Source organism: Rouxiella badensis, assembly GCF_002093665.1.
Classification (GTDB): Bacteria; Pseudomonadota; Gammaproteobacteria; order Enterobacterales; family Enterobacteriaceae; genus Rouxiella; species Rouxiella badensis.
The window spans coordinates 1-18,162 of the sequence record NZ_MRWE01000001.1 but is presented as its reverse complement, the minus strand read 5'-3'; the positions used below and the strand labels follow the sequence as shown (position 1 = coordinate 18,162).

Sequence of the window (18,162 nt, the reverse complement as noted above, 5' to 3'; positions counted from 1 at the left end):
CTTTGAAACAGGAGAACTTATGTCCCGCTTTGGCATGCAAAAACTTTATATCGACGGTCGCTATCAGGACAGCACCGGCGGTGAAACTTTTCCGGCCATCAACCCGGCCAACGGTGAAATCCTCGCCGAGATTGCTTCTGCGTCCCGCGAAGATCTTGACCGTGCGGTAGAAGCGGCGCAGAAGGGACAGAAAGTCTGGGCCGCGATGACAGCCATGCAGCGCTCCCGCATCCTGCGCAAAGCCGTGGATATCCTGCGTGAACGCAACGACGAACTGGCGCAAATTGAAACGCTGGACACCGGAAAACCGCTGTCTGAAACCACCGCCGTGGACATCGTCACCGGTGCCGACGTGCTGGAATATTACGCCGGTCTGATCCCGGCCATCGAAGGCCAGCAGATCCCGCTGCGCGACACCTCGTTCGTTTATACGCGTCGTGAGCCGCTGGGCGTGGTCGCCGGTATCGGTGCCTGGAACTATCCGATTCAGATTGCGTTGTGGAAGTCTGCACCGGCACTGGCGGCGGGTAACGCCATGATCTTCAAGCCGAGTGAGGTTACCTCGCTAACCGCGCTCAAGCTGGCTGAAATCTATACCGAAGCGGGTGTGCCGGACGGCGTGTTTAGCGTGCTGACCGGTAACGGGGCCGAGATTGGACAGTATCTGACCGAGCATCCGGGGATCGCAAAAATCTCCTTCACCGGCGGCGTGGTTACCGGCAAGAAGGTGATGTCGAGCGCCTCAGCTTCGACGCTGAAAGAAGTGACCATGGAATTGGGCGGCAAGTCGCCGCTGATTATCTTCCCGGATGCCAATTTGGATCTGGCGGCGGATATCGCGATGATGGCCAACTTCTACAGCTCCGGTCAGGTGTGCACCAACGGCACGCGCGTGTTTGTGCCAAAACATTTGCAGGCCGAGTTCGAAGGGAAAATCGTTGAACGCGTCAAGCGTATCAAGCTGGGCCTGCCGACCGACGAGCAGGTCAACTTTGGGCCACTGGTCAGCTTCCCGCACATGGAAAACGTGCTGCGCTTTATCGAAAGCGGTAAGCGGGACGGAGCTCGTCTGCTGGCGGGCGGTCACCGCGTCACCGACGGCGAATACGGCAAAGGCGCTTTCGTTGCGCCCACGGTATTTTCCGACTGCACGGATGACATGGAAATCGTCCGTGAAGAGATCTTCGGCCCGGTCATGAGCATTCTGACCTATGAAAGCGAAGAAGAAGTGGTGCGTCGCGCTAATGACACTGACTTTGGCCTGGCGGCCGGACTGGTGACGCGCGACCTGAATGCGGCGCACCGGGTGATTCACCAGCTCGAGGCTGGCATCTGTTGGATCAACACCTGGGGCGAATCGGCGGCAGAGATGCCGGTGGGGGGCTACAAACATTCAGGCGTAGGCCGTGAAAACGGCGTGAGTACTCTCGAACATTACACACAAATCAAATCCGTGCAGGTTGAGCTGGGCGAATTTAGTTCGGTGTTTTAAACCGCCGACCGCAAGAGGAGATTTCAATGGATTACGATTACATCATTATTGGTGCCGGTTCTGCCGGTAACGTATTAGCGACCCGATTAACCGAAGACAGCAGCGTCAACGTGCTGCTGCTCGAGGCGGGCGGTCCGGACTATCGTGCCGATTTCCGTACCCAGATGCCTGCCGCGTTGGCTTTCCCTTTACAGGGGCGTCGCTATAACTGGGCCTATGAGACCGACCCTGAGCCGCACATGAACAACCGCCGCATGGAGTGTGGCCGGGGTAAAGGGCTGGGGGGGTCATCGCTTATCAACGGCATGTGCTATATCCGCGGTAACGCGATGGACTTCGACAACTGGGCGAAAGCACCGGGCCTTGAAAACTGGAGCTATCTGGACTGCCTGCCGTATTTCCGTAAAGCGGAAACGCGCGACATCGGCGCGAATGATTTCCACGGCGGGGACGGTCCGGTCAGCGTGACCACGCCGAAAACCGGCAATAATCCGCTGTTCCACGCGATGGTCGAGGCGGGCGTACAGGCGGGTTATCCGCGCACCGATGACCTCAACGGCTATCAGCAGGAAGGCTTCGGTCCGATGGACCGCACCGTGACGCCAAAAGGCCGTCGTGCGAGCACGGCGCGAGGCTATCTGGATCAGGCAAGACCGCGCGCCAACCTGACTATCGTGACGCACGCGTTGACTGACCGCATCCTGTTCGACGGCAAGAAAGCTGTCGGCGTGAGCTACATGAAGGGAGACGACCTGCATCCCATCGAGGTGCGTGCCAAACGTGAGGTTCTGCTGTGCAGCGGCGCGATAGCTTCTCCGCAAATCCTGCAACGTTCAGGCGTCGGCCCGGCAGCATTGCTGACTTCGCTGGATATTCCCGTGGTTCATGACCTTCCGGGCGTGGGTGAGAACCTGCAGGACCATCTGGAGATGTATCTACAGTACAGCTGTAAACAACCGGTGTCGCTGTACCCGGCGCTGCAATGGTTTAATCAGCCGAAAATCGGTGCGGAATGGCTGTTTAACGGGACCGGCGTGGGCGCGAGCAACCAGTTTGAGGCCGGTGGCTTTATTCGCAGCCGCGAAGAGTTCGACTGGCCGAACATTCAGTATCACTTCCTGCCGGTGGCGATTAACTACAACGGCAGCAACGCGGTGAAAGAGCACGGATTCCAGGCACACGTTGGCTCGATGCGTTCACCAAGCCGTGGCCGCGTGCAGGTGAAATCCAAGGATCCTCGCCAGCATCCGAGCATCCTGTTCAACTATATGTCTACCGAACAGGACTGGCAGGAGTTTCGCGACGCGATTCGCATCACCCGCGAAATTATGAATCAGCCTGCGCTTGACCCTTATCGCGGACGTGAAATCAGTCCGGGTATTGAGGTGCAGAGTGATGAAGAACTTGATGCCTTCGTGCGTGAGCATGCCGAGACGGCGTTCCATCCATCCTGTACCTGTAAAATGGGCAGCGACGAGATGGCGGTGGTTGACGGGCAGGGCCGTGTACACGGGATGCAGGGGCTGCGCGTGGTGGATGCATCCATCATGCCGCAGATAATCACCGGCAACCTGAACGCGACGACCATCATGATCGCCGAGAAAATTGCCGATTCTATTCGGGGCCGCGAGGCGCTGCCGAAAAGCACCGCCGAGTATTATGTGGCCGACGGTGCGCCGGTCAGAGGCGAACCCCTGAAGGCCGTGACGCTGAAAAAAAGCGCCTGAGCATAGATTTACCGCCTAGAACGCTTAAGGCATGATGAAAAGAGATAACCTCGGGTTATCTCTTTTTTTATGTCTGGTCCTTTTCAGCGTCCGAGAGGTTTCCATGAATCAATCCCACCCGCTACTGCGTGAACGCAACGGCCATGAAGCGTCGGTCTCCTATTCCGAACTGCTGTTTGACCTCATCTATGTCTTTGCGGTCACCCAGCTTTCACATTATCTCCTGCATCACCTCAGCTGGACTGGCGCGCTGCAAACGCTGGTCATGTGGTTCGCGGTCTGGCTGGCGTGGCAGTACACTGCCTGGGTGACCAACTGGTTTAACCCTGATCTGCGTAGCGTGCGCCTGATGTTGTTTGCCGTAATGCTGATGGGGCTGTTTATGTCCTCGGCAATCCCTGAGGCTTTTGGCCAACGCGGGGGAGTGTTCGCTCTGTTTCTGGTGCTGATACAGGTGGGGCGTACGCTGTGCGTGCTGAACATGCTTGGCTGGCAACATGCGCTCTCAGGCAATTTCAAACGTATTCTTGGTTGGGTGTCTATCTCGGCGGTGTTCTGGCTGGCGGGTGGCGTTTGTCAGGGTGAGACCAGGCTGCTGCTCTGGGCCATCGCAGTGCTGTGCGAATATGTGTCACCGATGTTTGGTTTTCCGCTACCCGGATTGGGACGTTCAAGCAGCCGCCGTGAGTGGACGATTGACGGGCATCATCTCGCCGAGCGCAATCAGCTGTTTGTTATCGTCGCCTTGGGTGAAACCATTTTGATCACCGGCGCGACCTTGAGTGAGCTCACGCCGTGGACTCCCCCGGTGATTATTGCCTCACTCGTCGCCTTCGTAGGCAGTTTGGCGCTGTGGTGGATTTACTTTGATACCTCCAGTAAAGCCGGAAGTGAAGCGATCGTCCATGCGAAAGATCCCGGAAAAATGGGGGCCAGATTTCACTACGTTCACGTGGTGCTGGTCGGCGCGATAATTGTCTGTGCGGTGGCGAATGAGCGGGTTATCAACGAGCCAGCAAGCCACATCAATACCCTCACGGCAGCCGTGCTGATAGGCGGGCCTCTGGTTTATCTCTGCGCCAATGCGGTCTATAAACTTTTTGTTTATCAACGTATCCCGTTATCACATCTTGTCGGCATCGCTGCGTTGGTTGTGCTTGTGCCGTTCAGTTTCGTTACTGACGTGCTGATGGTAAACGGGCTCACGACGCTTATTGTCATTGTAGTCGCCGCATGGGAGAGCATCTCGCGGGCCAGGAAAACGGAAGTAACATCTCCATAGCATTTATGCAGCATTTTTTGAAAAGACAGAAGCCAGAAAGCAGAATCACAGAAAGATGAACTTTATGTGATATCGATCACATAAAGAGTGTATGAAAATGAAACGTAAATTGACAAATGTTGACCGAATCGATAATTAAGAGGCGGCGCTAGGGGCGGCTACAGATTTTTCTGAGAAGGCGTTTTTTTGAACGCGTTTTTTCCCGGAATGTTGCCGAATTTTGCCTTGTCATTTTTGTTCGTTTTTAACACCCACAGTCTCCTTGATACAGGGAGTTGCTTTCTCATTGCTTCTGGTAACCCATGAAAACTAAAATTTTACTAGCAGGTGCACTTCTCGTTTCTTCTTACAGCGCGCAAACGCTTGCTGACGACGGCAAAGATCAATATGTTTCCGACTGGTGGCATCAGAGCGTCAACGTCGTTGGCAGCTATCACACCCGTTTTGGACCGCAGGAAAATAACGATCTGTATCTCGAGTATGAAGCCTTCGCGCATAAAGACTGGTTTGATTTTTACGGTTATGTTGACTTGCCTAAATTCTTTGGCACAGGCAACGGCAATGATAACGGTATGTGGGACAAGGGGGTCGGTTCTCCGTTGTTCATGGAGATTGAACCGCGTTTCTCTATCGATAAGCTGACCGGTAAAGACCTGAGCTTCGGTCCGTTCAAAGAGTGGTATTTCGCCAACAACTATATCTACGATATGGGGCCGAATAACGCCAACCGCCAGAACACCTGGTATATGGGGCTGGGCACCGACGTTAACACTTACACCCCGCTGAACCTGTCTCTGAATATTTATGCTAAATACCAGTGGCAGAACTATGGTGCAGCGAATGAGAACCAGTGGGACGGCTACCGTTTCAAGGTTAAATACTTCTTGCCACTGGGTGAGATGTGGGGCGGGAAGGTCAGCTACATCGGTTTCACTAACTTCGATTTCGGTTCGCAGCTGGCGGACAACGAAAACTACTCGCGCACTAACCACTCCATCGCTTCAAGCCACATCCTGGCGCTGAACTATGCGCACTGGCACTACTCGCTGGTGGCGCGTTACTTCCATAACGGCGGTCAGTGGGCTGACGGAACTGAACTCAACTTCGGTAACGGCAACTTCACGGCGAAGACCACCGGATGGGGTTACTACGCAGTGATCGGCTACAGTTTCTAATTAATTGTTTTAAAACAATAAAAAAACCGTCGCAGAGGAGCATTCCTGCGGCGGTTTTTTATTCGTTTAACTTTCGTTTAATTATTTTGCATTAGTTTGGGGAAAAATTAAGAAATCATTATGAAAATCGCCTGCGCTTCTCCACAATTTGAACTATCTATTAAGATTGTGTAATTGTTGCTGGGTTGATTGTAAAAAGGATTATTTATATGCTCCCTTCTTCTCATGTTGCGCGTATTTTTGTCGGTTGCGATCCCAACGATTGTGATCTCGAACAAATGATGGTGCTGGAATACAGTCTGCGTAAACACTCTTCTATTCCGATTGAAATTGAATGGATGAGGCTTTCGCGTAACCCCGACAGTTTCTGGTATTCCGACGGCAAAGGCAGTGGCTGGACTACCGATCGTTGGGCAACGCCTTTCTCGGCTTTTCGCTGGGGCATTCCGGCGTACTGCAACTTTGAGGGAAGGGCACTGTATCTCGACGCCGACATCATGTTCATGAGCGACGTTGCCGAGATGTGGAATCACCCGATCGGCGGAGGCCGGGCGATACTGGCTTCCGGCGCAGGAAGAGAGCTGCGTCTGGGTGAGCTAGTGTGGGACTGTGCGGCCGCCAAAGCGGTTGTGCCTGATATCCATCAGTTGCACCGCGACCCCCTTGGCCATAAAAAGCTGCAAAATTTCTTTGAGGAAAATCCGCACAAAGTTCAGCCATTGGGCGCGGAATATAGCAATATCGACGGGGATGACATCCCGCTTGAGCAGCTGAAGGCAGTGCATTACTCCAAGATGGATACTCAGTTCTCGCATCAGTTTTCACTGCCGCGTTTGCAGGCCGAGCAGAAGGGACACTGGTTTGACGGCAGAATTGAGCCGCATCCGCGCCAGGAGCTCGCTGACGTGTTTGAGCAGTACTATCATGAAGCAATTGCCGCAGGGTATTCCATCGACGACTATCGCAATCCTGAGGTCTTCGGCGAATTCAATAAACAGTCGCAAAACACCTCCGGCAACAAAAAAAGAAAACCGCTCCTCAAACGTCTCTTTGGCAGCCTGGTGAGCTAAGTTTTAAGGCTTTCACATGCGCTATTCCTACGGATAGCGCAATAATTCACCAAAACTTCGCACGATCTCTTCCCCTGTTTATGGCATAATGCGCGCCAAATCACGTAACTCAATTAAACTTAAGAGCGAGCTCTGTGCTAAGTACTTACAACATCACCATGCAATTCGGCAGCAAGCCGCTATTTGAAAACATTTCCGTTAAGTTTGGCGGCGGTAACCGTTATGGTTTGATCGGCGCGAACGGCTGTGGCAAATCTACCTTTATGAAAATCCTCGGTGGCGACCTTGTTCCCTCCGGCGGTAACGTCGTGCTCGACCCGAACGAGCGTCTCGGTAAACTTCGTCAGGACCAGTTCGCCTTCGAACAGTACAGCGTTCTCGACACCGTCATCATGGGTCACTCCGAGCTGTGGGAAGTCAAAGAAGAGCGCGACAGAATTTACGCTTTGCCAGAAATGAGCGAAGAAGACGGCTATAAAGTGGCCGACCTCGAAGTTGCCTACGGCGAAATGGACGGCTACAGCGCCGAGTCGCGTGCTGGCGAACTTTTGCTGGGTGTCGGTATCCCTGTTGAGCAACATTACGGCCCGATGAGCGAAATCGCTCCAGGCTTCAAGCTGCGCGTATTGCTGGCACAGGCGCTGTTCTCTGACCCAGAAATTCTGCTGCTCGACGAACCAACGAACAACCTCGACATCGACACTATTCGCTGGCTCGAGCAGGTGCTGAACGAACGTAACAGCACCATGATCATCATTTCGCACGACCGTCACTTCCTAAACATGGTTTGTACCCACATGGCTGACCTGGACTACGGCGAGCTGCGCGTTTATCCGGGCAACTACGACGAGTATATGACGGCCGCAACTCAGGCGCGTGAACGTCTGACTGCCGACAACGCCAAGAAGAAGGCACAGATTGCCGAGCTGCAGTCCTTTGTTAGCCGCTTTAGCGCCAACGCCTCCAAGTCCAAGCAGGCAACGTCACGTGCGCGCCAGATTGATAAAATCCAGCTCGACGAGATCAAGGCCTCCAGCCGTCAGAACCCTTACATGCGCTTCGAGCAGGACAAGAAACTGTTCCGTAACGCGCTGGAAGTTGAAAAGCTTACTAAAGGCTTCGACAACGGCCCGCTGTTCAAAGACTTCAGCCTGATGCTCGAAGTTGGCGAAAAAGTTGCGATTCTGGGTGCCAACGGCGTGGGTAAATCCACCATGCTGAAAACGCTGGTCGGTGATGCTCAGCCTGACAGTGGGACCGTGAAATGGTCTGAAAACTGCAAAATTGGTTACTACGCGCAGGACCACGAATACGAGTTTGACGACTCGCTGAACGTTTTCGACTGGATGAGCCAGTGGAAGTCCGAAAAGGACGACGAGCAGGCCGTGCGCGGTATTCTGGGCCGTCTGCTGTTTGGTCAGGACGATATCAAGAAGAAAGTGAAAGTGCTTTCCGGTGGTGAAAAGGGCCGTATGCTGTTCGGCAAGCTGATGATGCAGCGCCCTAACATCCTGATTATGGATGAACCCACCAACCACCTTGATATGGAATCTATCGAATCGCTGAACATGGCGCTGGAAATGTACGAAGGCACACTTATCTTCGTTTCCCACGACCGCGAGTTCGTGAGTTCACTGGCGTCGCGTATCATTGAAATCACGCCAAACAAAATCACTGACTTCACCGGTAATTACGAAGATTACCTGCGCAGCCAGGGCATCAACGACTAATCAATCAGGTTGTTGTGCCAATAGAAAGGCCGGTCATTCTGTGACCGGCTTTTTTTGTCTCCACTATTGCCCGCAAACGTCGCAGCGCGGATTTTTTGGCAGTTTCATTTCACGAAACTGTAGCGTCATGGCGTCAAACATTAGCAGCCTTCCGCTTTTGATTTCCCCATAGCCGGTCAGCAGCTTAATACTCTCCATCGCCTGTAAACTGCCGATGGTGCCGACCAGCGGGGCCATGACGCCCGCCTCGACGCAGGTTAGCGCTTCTTCGCCAAACAACCGGCTCAGGCAGCGGTAACATGGCTCGTCATCGCGATAGGTGAAGACGCTTATCTGCCCTTCCATACGGATGGCCGCGCCGGACACCAGCGGCTTTTTGAGCTGAAAGCAGGCCTGGTTCAACTGATTACGCGTGGCGACGTTATCGGTGCAGTCGAGCACCACGTCGCATTCGCCTATCAGCGCGAGTAGCGCGTCCGATTCAAGCCGTTGGTCGATTTGCTGCAAACTGACGTGCGGATTCACTGCCGCCAGCGCGATGGCTGCCGAGGCCACTTTTTTCATGCCGATGCGCGCATCGCTGTGCAGCGTTTGGCGTTGCAGATTGGAAAGCGAGACGCTGTCGAAATCGAGCAGGGTGAGGGCACCGATACCGGCAGCGGCCAGATACTGCGCGGCTGCACAGCCTAGCCCACCGAGTCCGACCACCAGCGCACGGCTGGCCTTGAGCTTTTCCTGCCCGTCGAAATCAAAGCCGCGCAGCACTATCTGGCGGTTATAGCGCAGCGTCTCGGCGTCGCTCAGTTCAGGCAGCGTCATCATTTTATTCCTTTAACAGCGCGTTGAAAGGCTCAACCTCAACCCATTCTCCTACAGCGACGTCACCGCGCTCGCGTTCAAGTACCACAAAGCAGTTTGCCAGGCTGTAGGAACTGAACACGTGCGAGCCCTGCGGTCCGGTGGTGTACGCTTCCAGCTCGCCTTGAGCGTTATGGTTGAAAACGGCACGCTGGAAATCGAGGCGTCCCGGCGTTTTCTTGAAACGAGTTGCCGCTCTGGCACGCAGGCGCGGCGGCAGACGCCAGTCGCTCTGCGCCGAGAGTTGGGCGATGAGTGGCTGTACCAGCTGATAAAAGGTCAGCACGGCCGAGACCGGATTACCCGGCAGACCGCAGAACCAGGCGTTTTTCAGCTTACCGAAGGCAAAGGGTTTACCTGGCTTGATGGCCAGCTTCCAGAAACCAATTTCACCGAGCTCGTCGAGCATCGTTTTGGTGTAATCCGCTTCACCCACCGACACTCCGCCGCTGCTAATGACTAAGTCGGCAAAGTCGTCGGCCTGCTCAAAGGCGCGGCGCAGGGCAACGGGGCAGTCGCGGATAATACCGAGATCCAGCACCTCACATCCCAGCTGGTCGAGCATCAAATGCACCGCGAAACGGTTGGTGTCGTAGATTTGACCTTCCTGCAATGGCGTACCGACAGGCTGTAGCTCGTCACCGGTAGAGAAAACGGCAACCTTCAGGCGACGGTTTACCTCAACTTTTTCGATACCGAGCGAGGCCAGGAGCGGCAGATGCGCCACTCCGAGTCTCACACCCGCTTCCAGGACTTCCTGTCCTTCACGAATATCGTCACCGATGAGGCGAATATTTTGACCGGCTTCGATCTGCGCGGTGAAACGTACACCGGCGTCGGTAACCTCAGCCTCTTCCTGCATAACCACCGCATCGGCGCCTTCAGGAATCTGTGCGCCGGTCATGATGCGGATGCAGCTCCCCGCAGGCCATTCGCCGGAGAAGGGAGCACCGGCAAAGGCTTTGCCAGCAACGGGGAAGATTTTGTCGGCGCTAAATTCGCTGCGACGCAGGGCATAGCCGTCCATCGCCGAGTTGTCGAACGGCGGGACAAAAATGGGGGAGCGAACCGGACTGGCGGTAATACGACCTGCGGATTCGGTCAAAGGGAGCCATTCGGTGGCGGCATTTGTCAGCGGCGCGGTCTGCGCGAGCATTTTATCCAGCGCTTCCTGCAGAGAAATCAGGCCTGAAGTGAACGTATTTTCCATTATTAAACCCTTTTATTACCGGCTAACGACTGCAGGGCTGCATGCGAGGTGCGCCGGTCAAAGTGACAAAACACTCTTTTTATTATGCCAGAGAAAAACACTCACCCCCAAACTAACGCCAGAGCATTAACTCTGCGTAAAGCCGGGCAGCATTAGCAGAAATCGGCATTAAAAAAGTTTATTTAGAATGAAAAATTTGCGAAAACATTCTAAAAGAATGAGATCGATCGCAAAAATGATTGCCGATCCGTCGTATGATTACACGCTTTTTTGTGACTGCTATCACACTAAATTGTCTTCTGCATCTGGAGTTACATCGTGATGAAAAAAAACCGCCATCAGGCTATCCTGAAACTGGTGGATCAGCATGAGGTAGTTCAGGTTAACGAGTTAGCGCTTTGGTTAGAGGTGAGTCTGGAAACGATTCGCCGTGACTTAAACGAAATGCAAGACAAAGGATTGATTCAGCGCCGCCATGGTCGGGCACGTCGTGTAGATCCACCGCCTTCGTACGGTTGGATAAACAGCTTGCAGCGCGTCTCACACAGCTGAACACCCGCAATATAGAGAAGGAAAATCAGCGTGGCTGATTTTCCTTTTTTTGTTTACCCCTTTCGTTATTCGATCTCCTGACTAAATTTCTATAAATATTCTAAGCAATTAGCGTCATGAGGCTGGATTTCATTTTCAGCTTTACATACGCTGACCGGCTAAATATAGTCAAAATTCTCGATTATTCTTTATACGGCCTTCTCGGCTCCAAGAGCGCATGACATGAGCACAACAATTCCAACTGCTGTTAATGAAAAGCCCGCTGCGGCTATTGCTATTCACGGCGGTGCGGGTGCCATCACCCGTAAGGCGATGAGTCCGGAGAAAGAACGTCTCTATTTGCAGGCGCTGGAGCGGATTGTCAGCAGCGGTCAGGCCATTTTGGCGGCGGGCGGCAGCGCACTCGACGCGGTAACAGAAGCGGTGCGCCTGCTTGAAGAGTGTCCTTTATTCAACGCCGGGACGGGCGCAGTCATGACCCATCAGGGCACGCATGAACTAGACGCCTGCATCATGGACGGCCGCACGCTCGACTCCGGCGCGGTGAGCTGCGTGAGCCACATCCGTAACCCTATCCTGACCGCCAGAAAGGTCATGGAAGAAAGCCCGCACGTGCTGTTTACCGGCGCAGGCGCGGAAACGTTTGCCCGCGAGCATGGGCAGGAAATTGTCTCTGCCGACTATTTCTATACCCAGGAACGTTACGATCAGCTGATGCGTGCCAGAGCCAGTGAAGGCGTCATGCTGGATCACGACGCGGCGACGCTCAATGCGACAGCGCCGGACGATCCTTTGGATCCCGATCGCAAATTTGGCACCGTGGGTGCCGTGGCGCTGGATTCTTTGGGTAATCTGGCAGCAGCAACGTCGACCGGCGGTATGACCAATAAACAGGCCGGACGCGTCGGCGACACGCCTATCATCGGCGCTGGCTGCTACGCTAGTAACCAGACGGTCGCTATTTCCAGCACCGGCACTGGCGAAGTATTTATGCGCACCGTGGCAGCCTACGACGTGGCGGCGCTGATTGACTATGCGGGCATGACGCTGCAACAGGCCACCGACAAAGTGGTCATGGAAAAAATCGGCGCGCTGGGCGGGTCCGGCGGCATGATTGCTATCGACCGTTTCGGCAACGTCTGCCTGCCGTTTAACAGTGAAGGCATGTATCGCGGTTTTGCCTACGTCGGCCAGTCTCCGCAGGTCGCTATTTATCGATAAGTCTCCTTATGTTGCAGCAAAAGTATTCAGGGAGCCGTAAATTTTAAGGAGTCTTGGTGAGCCAGATTATTTCTCAATCCTCGCCGTTGTCTGTGCCGACCTTGCCGGATGAAAAGGTGCTGTCGGTACGTAATCTTAGCGTCCGTTTCGAGCATGAAGGGCAGGCCATTGACGCAGTGCGTGACCTCAGCTTCGAGGTTAATCGCGGTGAGACGCTGGCTATCGTCGGCGAATCTGGTTCCGGAAAGTCTGTCACCTCGCTGGCCTTAATGCGTCTGGTGGAGCAGGGCGGTGGCGTACTCCATCAGGGTAAAATCCTTTTTCGACGCCGCAAGGGTGAGGTGATTGACCTGACCGCCGCACGCCAGTCCGAGATGCGCAGACTGCGCGGTGCGGACATGGCGATGATTTTCCAGGAGCCGATGACTTCGCTGAATCCGGTGTTTCCGGTCGGGGAACAGATTGCCGAGTCGATTCGCCTGCATCAGGGCATGAGCCATGCGGCCGCTCGCGCAGAGGCGCTGCGTATGCTGGAACTGGTGCGTATCCCACAGGCGAAAAATATCCTCGATAGCTATCCGCACCAGCTCTCGGGCGGCATGCGTCAGCGGGTGATGATCGCCATGGCGCTGTCGTGCAAACCGGCTTTGCTGATTGCTGACGAACCCACCACCGCGCTGGATGTCACCATTCAGGCGCAGATTCTGCAACTCATCCGCGTATTGCAAAAAGAGATGCAGATGGCGGTGATTTTTATCACCCATGACATGGGCGTCGTCGCTGAAATCGCCGACCGCGTGCTGGTCATGTACAAGGGGGAAAACGTCGAAACGGGCGACGTGAGCCGCGTTTTCCATACCCCGCAGCACTCCTACACCCGCGCCCTGTTGGCGGCCGTACCGAGGCTTGGGGCGATGAAGGGAACGCAGCTGCCTGCGCGTTTCCCGCTGCTCAATGTCGTCGAAGATCCTCTTGCTCCCCCTGACGCTGGGCTGACGCAGTCAACGCTCGTTCCCGGTGCCCCTCCCATTTTGCAGGTGCGCAATCTGGTCACGCGCTTTCCGCTGCGCAGCGGCCTCTTTAATCGCGTAACCCGCTACGTGCATGCGGTGGAAAAGGTCAGTTTTGACCTCTATCCCGGCGAGACACTGGCGCTGGTGGGAGAGTCGGGCTGTGGTAAATCCACCACCGGCCGTTCGCTGTTAAGGTTGGTCGAAAGCCAGAGCGGGTCGGTGATTTTCAACGGTAAAACGGTGTTTGACGGCGAGCATGCCGGGCAGCTTTCCGGTGCCGCATTACAGCACCTTCGTCGTGACATTCAGTTCATTTTTCAAGACCCTTACGCCTCGCTCGACCCACGGTTGACCGTCGGTTATTCGATTATGGAACCGCTATTGGTGCATAAGATTGGCACCCGGCAGGAGGCCAGAGCGCGCGTCGCCTGGCTACTCGAGCGGGTCGGGCTGCTCCCTGAACACGCCGATCGTTATCCGCACGAGTTTTCCGGTGGCCAAAGGCAACGAATCTGTATCGCGCGTGCGCTGGCGCTGAACCCCAAGGTGGTTATCGCCGATGAGTCGGTCTCGGCGCTGGACGTCTCCATTCAGGCGCAAATTGTCAATTTATTAATGGATTTACAGAAAGAGTTCGGCATCGCGTTTCTGTTTATTTCTCATGATATGGCGGTCGTGGAGCGCATCAGCCATCGCGTTGCGGTGATGTATCTGGGGCAGATTGTGGAAATAGGGCCGCGTGCGGCGGTATTCGAGAATCCACAGCATCCCTACACCCGCAAGTTGATGGCCGCCGTGCCGGTGGCCGATCCCTCCCATCGACGCGCCGAGCAGGCGCTGCTGGTGGACGAAATTCCAAGCCCCATCCGCCCGATTGGCGATGAACCTATTATTGCACCGCTGGTGCGTGTCTCTGAGGGGCACTATGTTGCCCGTCATACCATTGCCAGCGTTTATTGACAGTCGAAGGGTACCTCTACAGGGTCTTTTATAAATCTAAGGTAAAGGAAATCAGTATGAAGCAGAAAATGGTGCGCAAGGCCGTTCTGGCGACCTTAATGGTCAGCGCGATGGCTTCCGGCTCGGCCTGGGCAGCGAAGGACGTAGTGATTGCGGTCGGTTCAAATTTCACCTCGCTTGACCCTTATGACGCCAACGATACGCTCTCTCAGGCGGTGGCAAAATCCTTCTATCAGGGCCTGTTCGGCTTTGATAAAGATATGAAGTTGGTCAACGTGCTGGCCGACAGCTACACCGTGAGTCAGGATGGCCTGACCTACACCATCAAGCTGCATCCGGGCATCAAGTTCCAGGACGGCACCGATTTCAACGCACAGGCGGTGAAAGTTAACCTCGATCGCGCCAGCAATCCTGACAGCCACCTCAAGCGCTACAACCTGTTCAAAATGATCGCCAAAACCGAGGTTGTCGACGCGACCACGGTTAAAATCGTGCTGAAAGCGCCATTCTCCGCTTTTATCAATAACCTGGCACACCCCTCTGCGGTGATGATTTCCCCTGCTGCATTGACGAAATACGGCAAGGACATTGGCTTCCATCCGGTCGGAACCGGCCCTTATACCCTCGATCAGTGGAACCAGACCGACTTCGTCAAGGTGAAGAAATTTGACGGCTACTGGAAGAAGGGTGAGCCAAAGCTGGATACCATCACCTGGCGTCCGGTCGTCGATAACAACACTCGCGCCGCGATGCTGCAAACCGGCGAGGCGGATTTAGCCTATCCGGTGCCTTACGAGCAGGCGGCGCTGCTGGAGAAAAACAGCAAGCTGCAGCTGGTGACCTCGCCGTCGATCCTACAGCGTTATATCAGCTTCAACGTGACGCAAAAGCCGTTTGATAATCTGAAGGTGCGTCAGGCGATTAACTATGCCATCAACAAGCAGGCGCTGATCAAAGTGGCGTTTGCCGGTTACGCCGTGCCTGCCGAAGGCCCACTGCCTGCAAGCATCGAATATTCGGCTAAGTATCAGCCATGGCCTTACGACCCGGCCAAGGCGCGCGAGCTGCTGAAAGAGGCTGGTTATCCGAACGGTTTCACCACCACGCTGTGGTCATCGCACAACTCGAGCACTGCTCAGAAGGTGTTGCAGTTCACTCAGCAGCAGCTGGCGCAGGTCGGTATCAAGGTAACCGTGACCGCGTTTGACGCCGCGCAACGTGCGGCTCAGGTTGAAAACGTAGGCCAGAAGGAGTCGGGTCTGCGGATGTTCTATACCGGCTGGTCAGCTTCAACGGGAGAAGCTGACTGGGCGCTGACGCCGCTGTTTGCAACGCAGTCTGCACCGCCGAAGCAGTTTAACACCGCTTTCTACAGCAATCCTCAGGTCGACAAAGATCTCAGCGATGCGCTGAATACCACCGACAAAGCCGCTAAGGCCAAGCTGTATAAAGATGCACAGGACCATATCTGGGCTGACGCGCCGTGGGCATTCCTGGCCACCGAGCGCCTGCTGTCGGCAAGCAACAAGCGTCTGACCGGTTTCTACGTGATGCCGGATACGTCGTTCAACTTTGATAATGCCGATGTGAAATAGCATGACTGCATGCCCCGTGGTTTCGCGCGGGGCACTGCAGGAAGGCCCAATGGATCGAGTTAACCATTTATTATGCTGAATTATTTTATCAAACGGCTGCTGGGCCTGATCCCAACCTTGCTTATCGTGGCCGTGTTGGTGTTTTTATTTGTCCATCTGCTGCCGGGTGATCCTGCGCGTATGATGGCCGGGCAAGATGCCGATCAGAGCGTGGTGGAACTGGTTCGTCAGGATCTGGGGCTGGATAAGCCTTTGTGGCAGCAGTTTCTGACCTTCTTCGGCCATGCGCTGCGCGGTGATTTTGGTCATTCTATGGTGTCGAAGCGACCGGTTATCGATGAGATAGCGTCCCGCTTTATGCCGACACTTTATTTAACGTTGACCAGCATGCTGTGGTCGGTGATTTTCGGGCTGATTATTGGCGTAGTGTCCGCCGTGTGGCGCAACCGCTGGCCCGACCGTCTGGGCATGGCCTTGGCCGTATCGGGCATTTCGTTCCCGGCCTTTGCGCTCGGTATGCTGTTGATGCAGATTTTTTCCGTCAATCTGGGCTGGTTACCGACTATCGGAGCAGACGGCTGGCGTAACTATATTTTACCCTCAATCACGCTGGGAGCTGCGGTGGCCTCAATCATGGCACGCTTTACCCGCGCGTCTTTTGTCGAGGTCATGCAGGAAGACTATATGCGCACCGCGCGGGCCAAAGGGGTTCGCGAGTCCGTGGTCGTGGTTAAGCACGGGCTTCGCAACGCGATGATCCCGGTGGTGACCATGATGGGCCTGCAGTTTGGTTTCCTGCTCGGCGGATCTATCGTGGTGGAGAAGGTCTTTAACTGGCCGGGACTGGGACGCTTACTGATTGATTCCGTCGAGATGCGCGACTATCCGGTGATACAGGCGGAGGTCCTGCTGTTTTCGCTGGAGTTCATACTGATTAACCTGTTGGTGGACATGCTGTATGCCGTCATCAATCCTTCAATTCGATATAAGTGAGTGAGCGCATGAAAAACTGGCGACGCAAAGCCGCGCTGGCATCCATGCCATTAGTAACTCGAGAAAGCCTGAGCCAGCCGCCGGTGCGTACGCCGCTGCGCGCATTCTGGCGACGTTTCCGCAAACAGCATATTGCGTTGATAGCGGGCGCGTTTGTCATCCTGTTGATCGCGGCGGCGGCCTTTGCTCCCTGGTTAGTGCCGTTCGATCCGGAAAATTATTTTGATTACGATCGGCTGAACGAAGGGCCCTCGCCGCTGCACTGGTTAGGCGTGGACTCACTGGGGCGTGATATCTTTAGCCGCATTCTGATGGGGGCGAGGATCTCGCTGGCGGCGGGCGTGTTGTCGGTTATCCTCGGTGCGGCCATCGGTACCCTGTTAGGACTGATAGCAGGCTACTACGAGGGCTGGTGGGACAGAATCACCATGCGCATCTGCGACGTGCTGTTTGCCTTTCCTGGTATCCTGCTGGCGATCGCCGTCGTAGCGGTGATGGGCAACGGCATGGCCAATGTGATTGTCGCGGTGGCGATTTTCAGCATTCCCGCTTTCGCGCGTCTGGTGCGTGCTAATACGCTGGTGCTGAAAGGGCTAACTTATATCGAGTCTGCGCGCAGCATTGGGGCGTCGGATGTCACCATCCTGTTTCGCCATATTCTGCCGGGTACGCTGTCCTCGATTGTGGTGTATTTTACGATGCGCATCGGGACATCGATTATTACTGCGGCAAGCCTATCGTTTCTCGGCATGGGGGCACAGCCCCCGACGCCGGAATGGGGTGCAATGCTCAACGAAGCGCGGGCGGACATGGTCACGGCGCCGCACGAAGCCATTTTCCCGAGTCTGGCGATATTTTTGACGGTGTTGGCGTTTAATTTATTAGGTGATGGTCTGAGGGACGCGCTGGATCCAAAATTGAAAAACTAAGACTCCTTATCTCATTGGGCATTGCAGCCTGTTTTGCCCAAATCTGACTCAAATACTTAAGCGGCATTTTATTTTTCTCTCTATAGTCTATCGCTTCAGAAACCCTGTCTGGAAGGTACAGCATTCAATCTAAGTAATGAATTGAAATAGAAATTATTTATAAAACCCTTAAATTTTAAATGTAAATTTGACATAAATAATGGGTAAGAATACTACTTTTTTAGTAAATGATATTTAACTTTTCAATCAGTAAGCGTTAGGTCTTGCATTCAACATTTATATTCAGGCGTTCAGCACTTTTGTCCATGATGGCGGCTCCACTTCCCGTGAATAACGATAACACCTTGTTTATTAA

At 54.5% G+C, this 18,162-nt stretch carries 14 protein-coding genes; 12 read left to right on the top strand and 2 right to left on the bottom strand.

Annotated elements, in window-relative coordinates:
* The first annotated feature begins 19 nt into the window (after positions 1 to 19).
* The 6 genes from betB to BS640_RS00045 all read left to right on the top strand — a co-directional run bounded on the left by betB (position 20) and on the right by BS640_RS00045 (position 8,476).
* Positions 20 to 1,492, top strand: coding sequence for a betaine-aldehyde dehydrogenase (gene betB / locus BS640_RS00070; RefSeq protein ID WP_084911507.1), 1,473 nt, complete (start codon positions 20 to 22; stop codon positions 1,490 to 1,492).
* 26 nt (positions 1,493 to 1,518) lie between these two features.
* Positions 1,519 to 3,219: a choline dehydrogenase gene (gene betA / locus BS640_RS00065; RefSeq protein WP_084911505.1), complete on the top strand. Its 1,701-nt coding sequence runs from the start codon at positions 1,519 to 1,521 to the stop codon at positions 3,217 to 3,219.
* 103 nt (positions 3,220 to 3,322) lie between these two features.
* Positions 3,323 to 4,501 carry a low temperature requirement protein A gene (locus BS640_RS00060; RefSeq protein WP_084911503.1) on the top strand — a complete coding sequence of 393 codons (1,179 nt, stop codon included), beginning with the start codon at positions 3,323 to 3,325 and terminating at the stop codon, positions 4,499 to 4,501.
* A gap of 302 nt (positions 4,502 to 4,803) precedes the next feature.
* On the top strand, positions 4,804 to 5,676 hold the full coding sequence (locus tag BS640_RS00055; RefSeq protein WP_017492429.1) for a nucleoside-specific channel-forming protein Tsx: 873 nt from the start codon (positions 4,804 to 4,806) through the stop codon (positions 5,674 to 5,676).
* 209 nt (positions 5,677 to 5,885) lie between these two features.
* On the top strand, positions 5,886 to 6,746 hold the full coding sequence (locus BS640_RS00050; RefSeq protein WP_084911500.1) for a glycosyltransferase family protein: 861 nt from the start codon (positions 5,886 to 5,888) through the stop codon (positions 6,744 to 6,746).
* 134 nt (positions 6,747 to 6,880) lie between these two features.
* Positions 6,881 to 8,476 (top strand): ABC-F family ATPase, encoded by a 1,596-nt coding sequence (locus BS640_RS00045; protein WP_081601415.1) that lies wholly within the window; start codon positions 6,881 to 6,883, stop codon positions 8,474 to 8,476.
* Positions 8,477 to 8,539: 63 nt separating this feature from the next.
* Here BS640_RS00045 and moeB read toward each other — a convergent pair whose 3' ends face one another.
* On the bottom strand, positions 8,540 to 9,298 hold the full coding sequence (gene moeB, locus BS640_RS00040) for a molybdopterin-synthase adenylyltransferase MoeB (RefSeq protein ID WP_084911498.1): 759 nt from the start codon (positions 9,296 to 9,298) through the stop codon (positions 8,540 to 8,542).
* A gap of 1 nt (position 9,299) precedes the next feature.
* The gene (moeA, locus tag BS640_RS00035; protein ID WP_084911495.1) at positions 9,300 to 10,544 is read right to left on the bottom strand and encodes a molybdopterin molybdotransferase MoeA; all 1,245 of its coding nucleotides are present in this window, start codon (positions 10,542 to 10,544) and stop codon (positions 9,300 to 9,302) included.
* A gap of 321 nt (positions 10,545 to 10,865) precedes the next feature.
* On the opposite strand from moeA, the gene BS640_RS00030 reads away from it, so the two are divergent.
* From BS640_RS00030 to gsiD, 6 genes are all read left to right on the top strand, one after another.
* The gene (locus BS640_RS00030; protein ID WP_009638252.1) at positions 10,866 to 11,096 is read left to right on the top strand and encodes a DeoR family transcriptional regulator; all 231 of its coding nucleotides are present in this window, start codon (positions 10,866 to 10,868) and stop codon (positions 11,094 to 11,096) included.
* Positions 11,097 to 11,318: 222 nt separating this feature from the next.
* Positions 11,319 to 12,317: an isoaspartyl peptidase/L-asparaginase family protein gene (locus BS640_RS00025; RefSeq protein ID WP_017492424.1), complete on the top strand. Its 999-nt coding sequence runs from the start codon at positions 11,319 to 11,321 to the stop codon at positions 12,315 to 12,317.
* A gap of 56 nt (positions 12,318 to 12,373) precedes the next feature.
* Positions 12,374 to 14,290, top strand: a complete 1,917-nt coding sequence (gene gsiA, locus BS640_RS00020; RefSeq protein WP_084911492.1) for a glutathione ABC transporter ATP-binding protein GsiA — start codon at positions 12,374 to 12,376, stop codon at positions 14,288 to 14,290.
* Between the two features lie 68 nt (positions 14,291 to 14,358).
* Positions 14,359 to 15,885: a glutathione ABC transporter substrate-binding protein GsiB gene (gene gsiB / locus BS640_RS00015; RefSeq protein WP_376783538.1), complete on the top strand. Its 1,527-nt coding sequence runs from the start codon at positions 14,359 to 14,361 to the stop codon at positions 15,883 to 15,885.
* Positions 15,886 to 15,957: 72 nt separating this feature from the next.
* Complete coding sequence (gene gsiC / locus BS640_RS00010) at positions 15,958 to 16,878, top strand: glutathione ABC transporter permease GsiC (RefSeq protein ID WP_017492421.1); 921 nt, start codon at positions 15,958 to 15,960, stop codon at positions 16,876 to 16,878.
* A gap of 8 nt (positions 16,879 to 16,886) precedes the next feature.
* Positions 16,887 to 17,807 carry a glutathione ABC transporter permease GsiD gene (gsiD, locus tag BS640_RS00005; RefSeq protein WP_017492420.1) on the top strand — a complete coding sequence of 307 codons (921 nt, stop codon included), beginning with the start codon at positions 16,887 to 16,889 and terminating at the stop codon, positions 17,805 to 17,807.
* Positions 17,808 to 18,162: the final 355 nt, after the last annotated feature.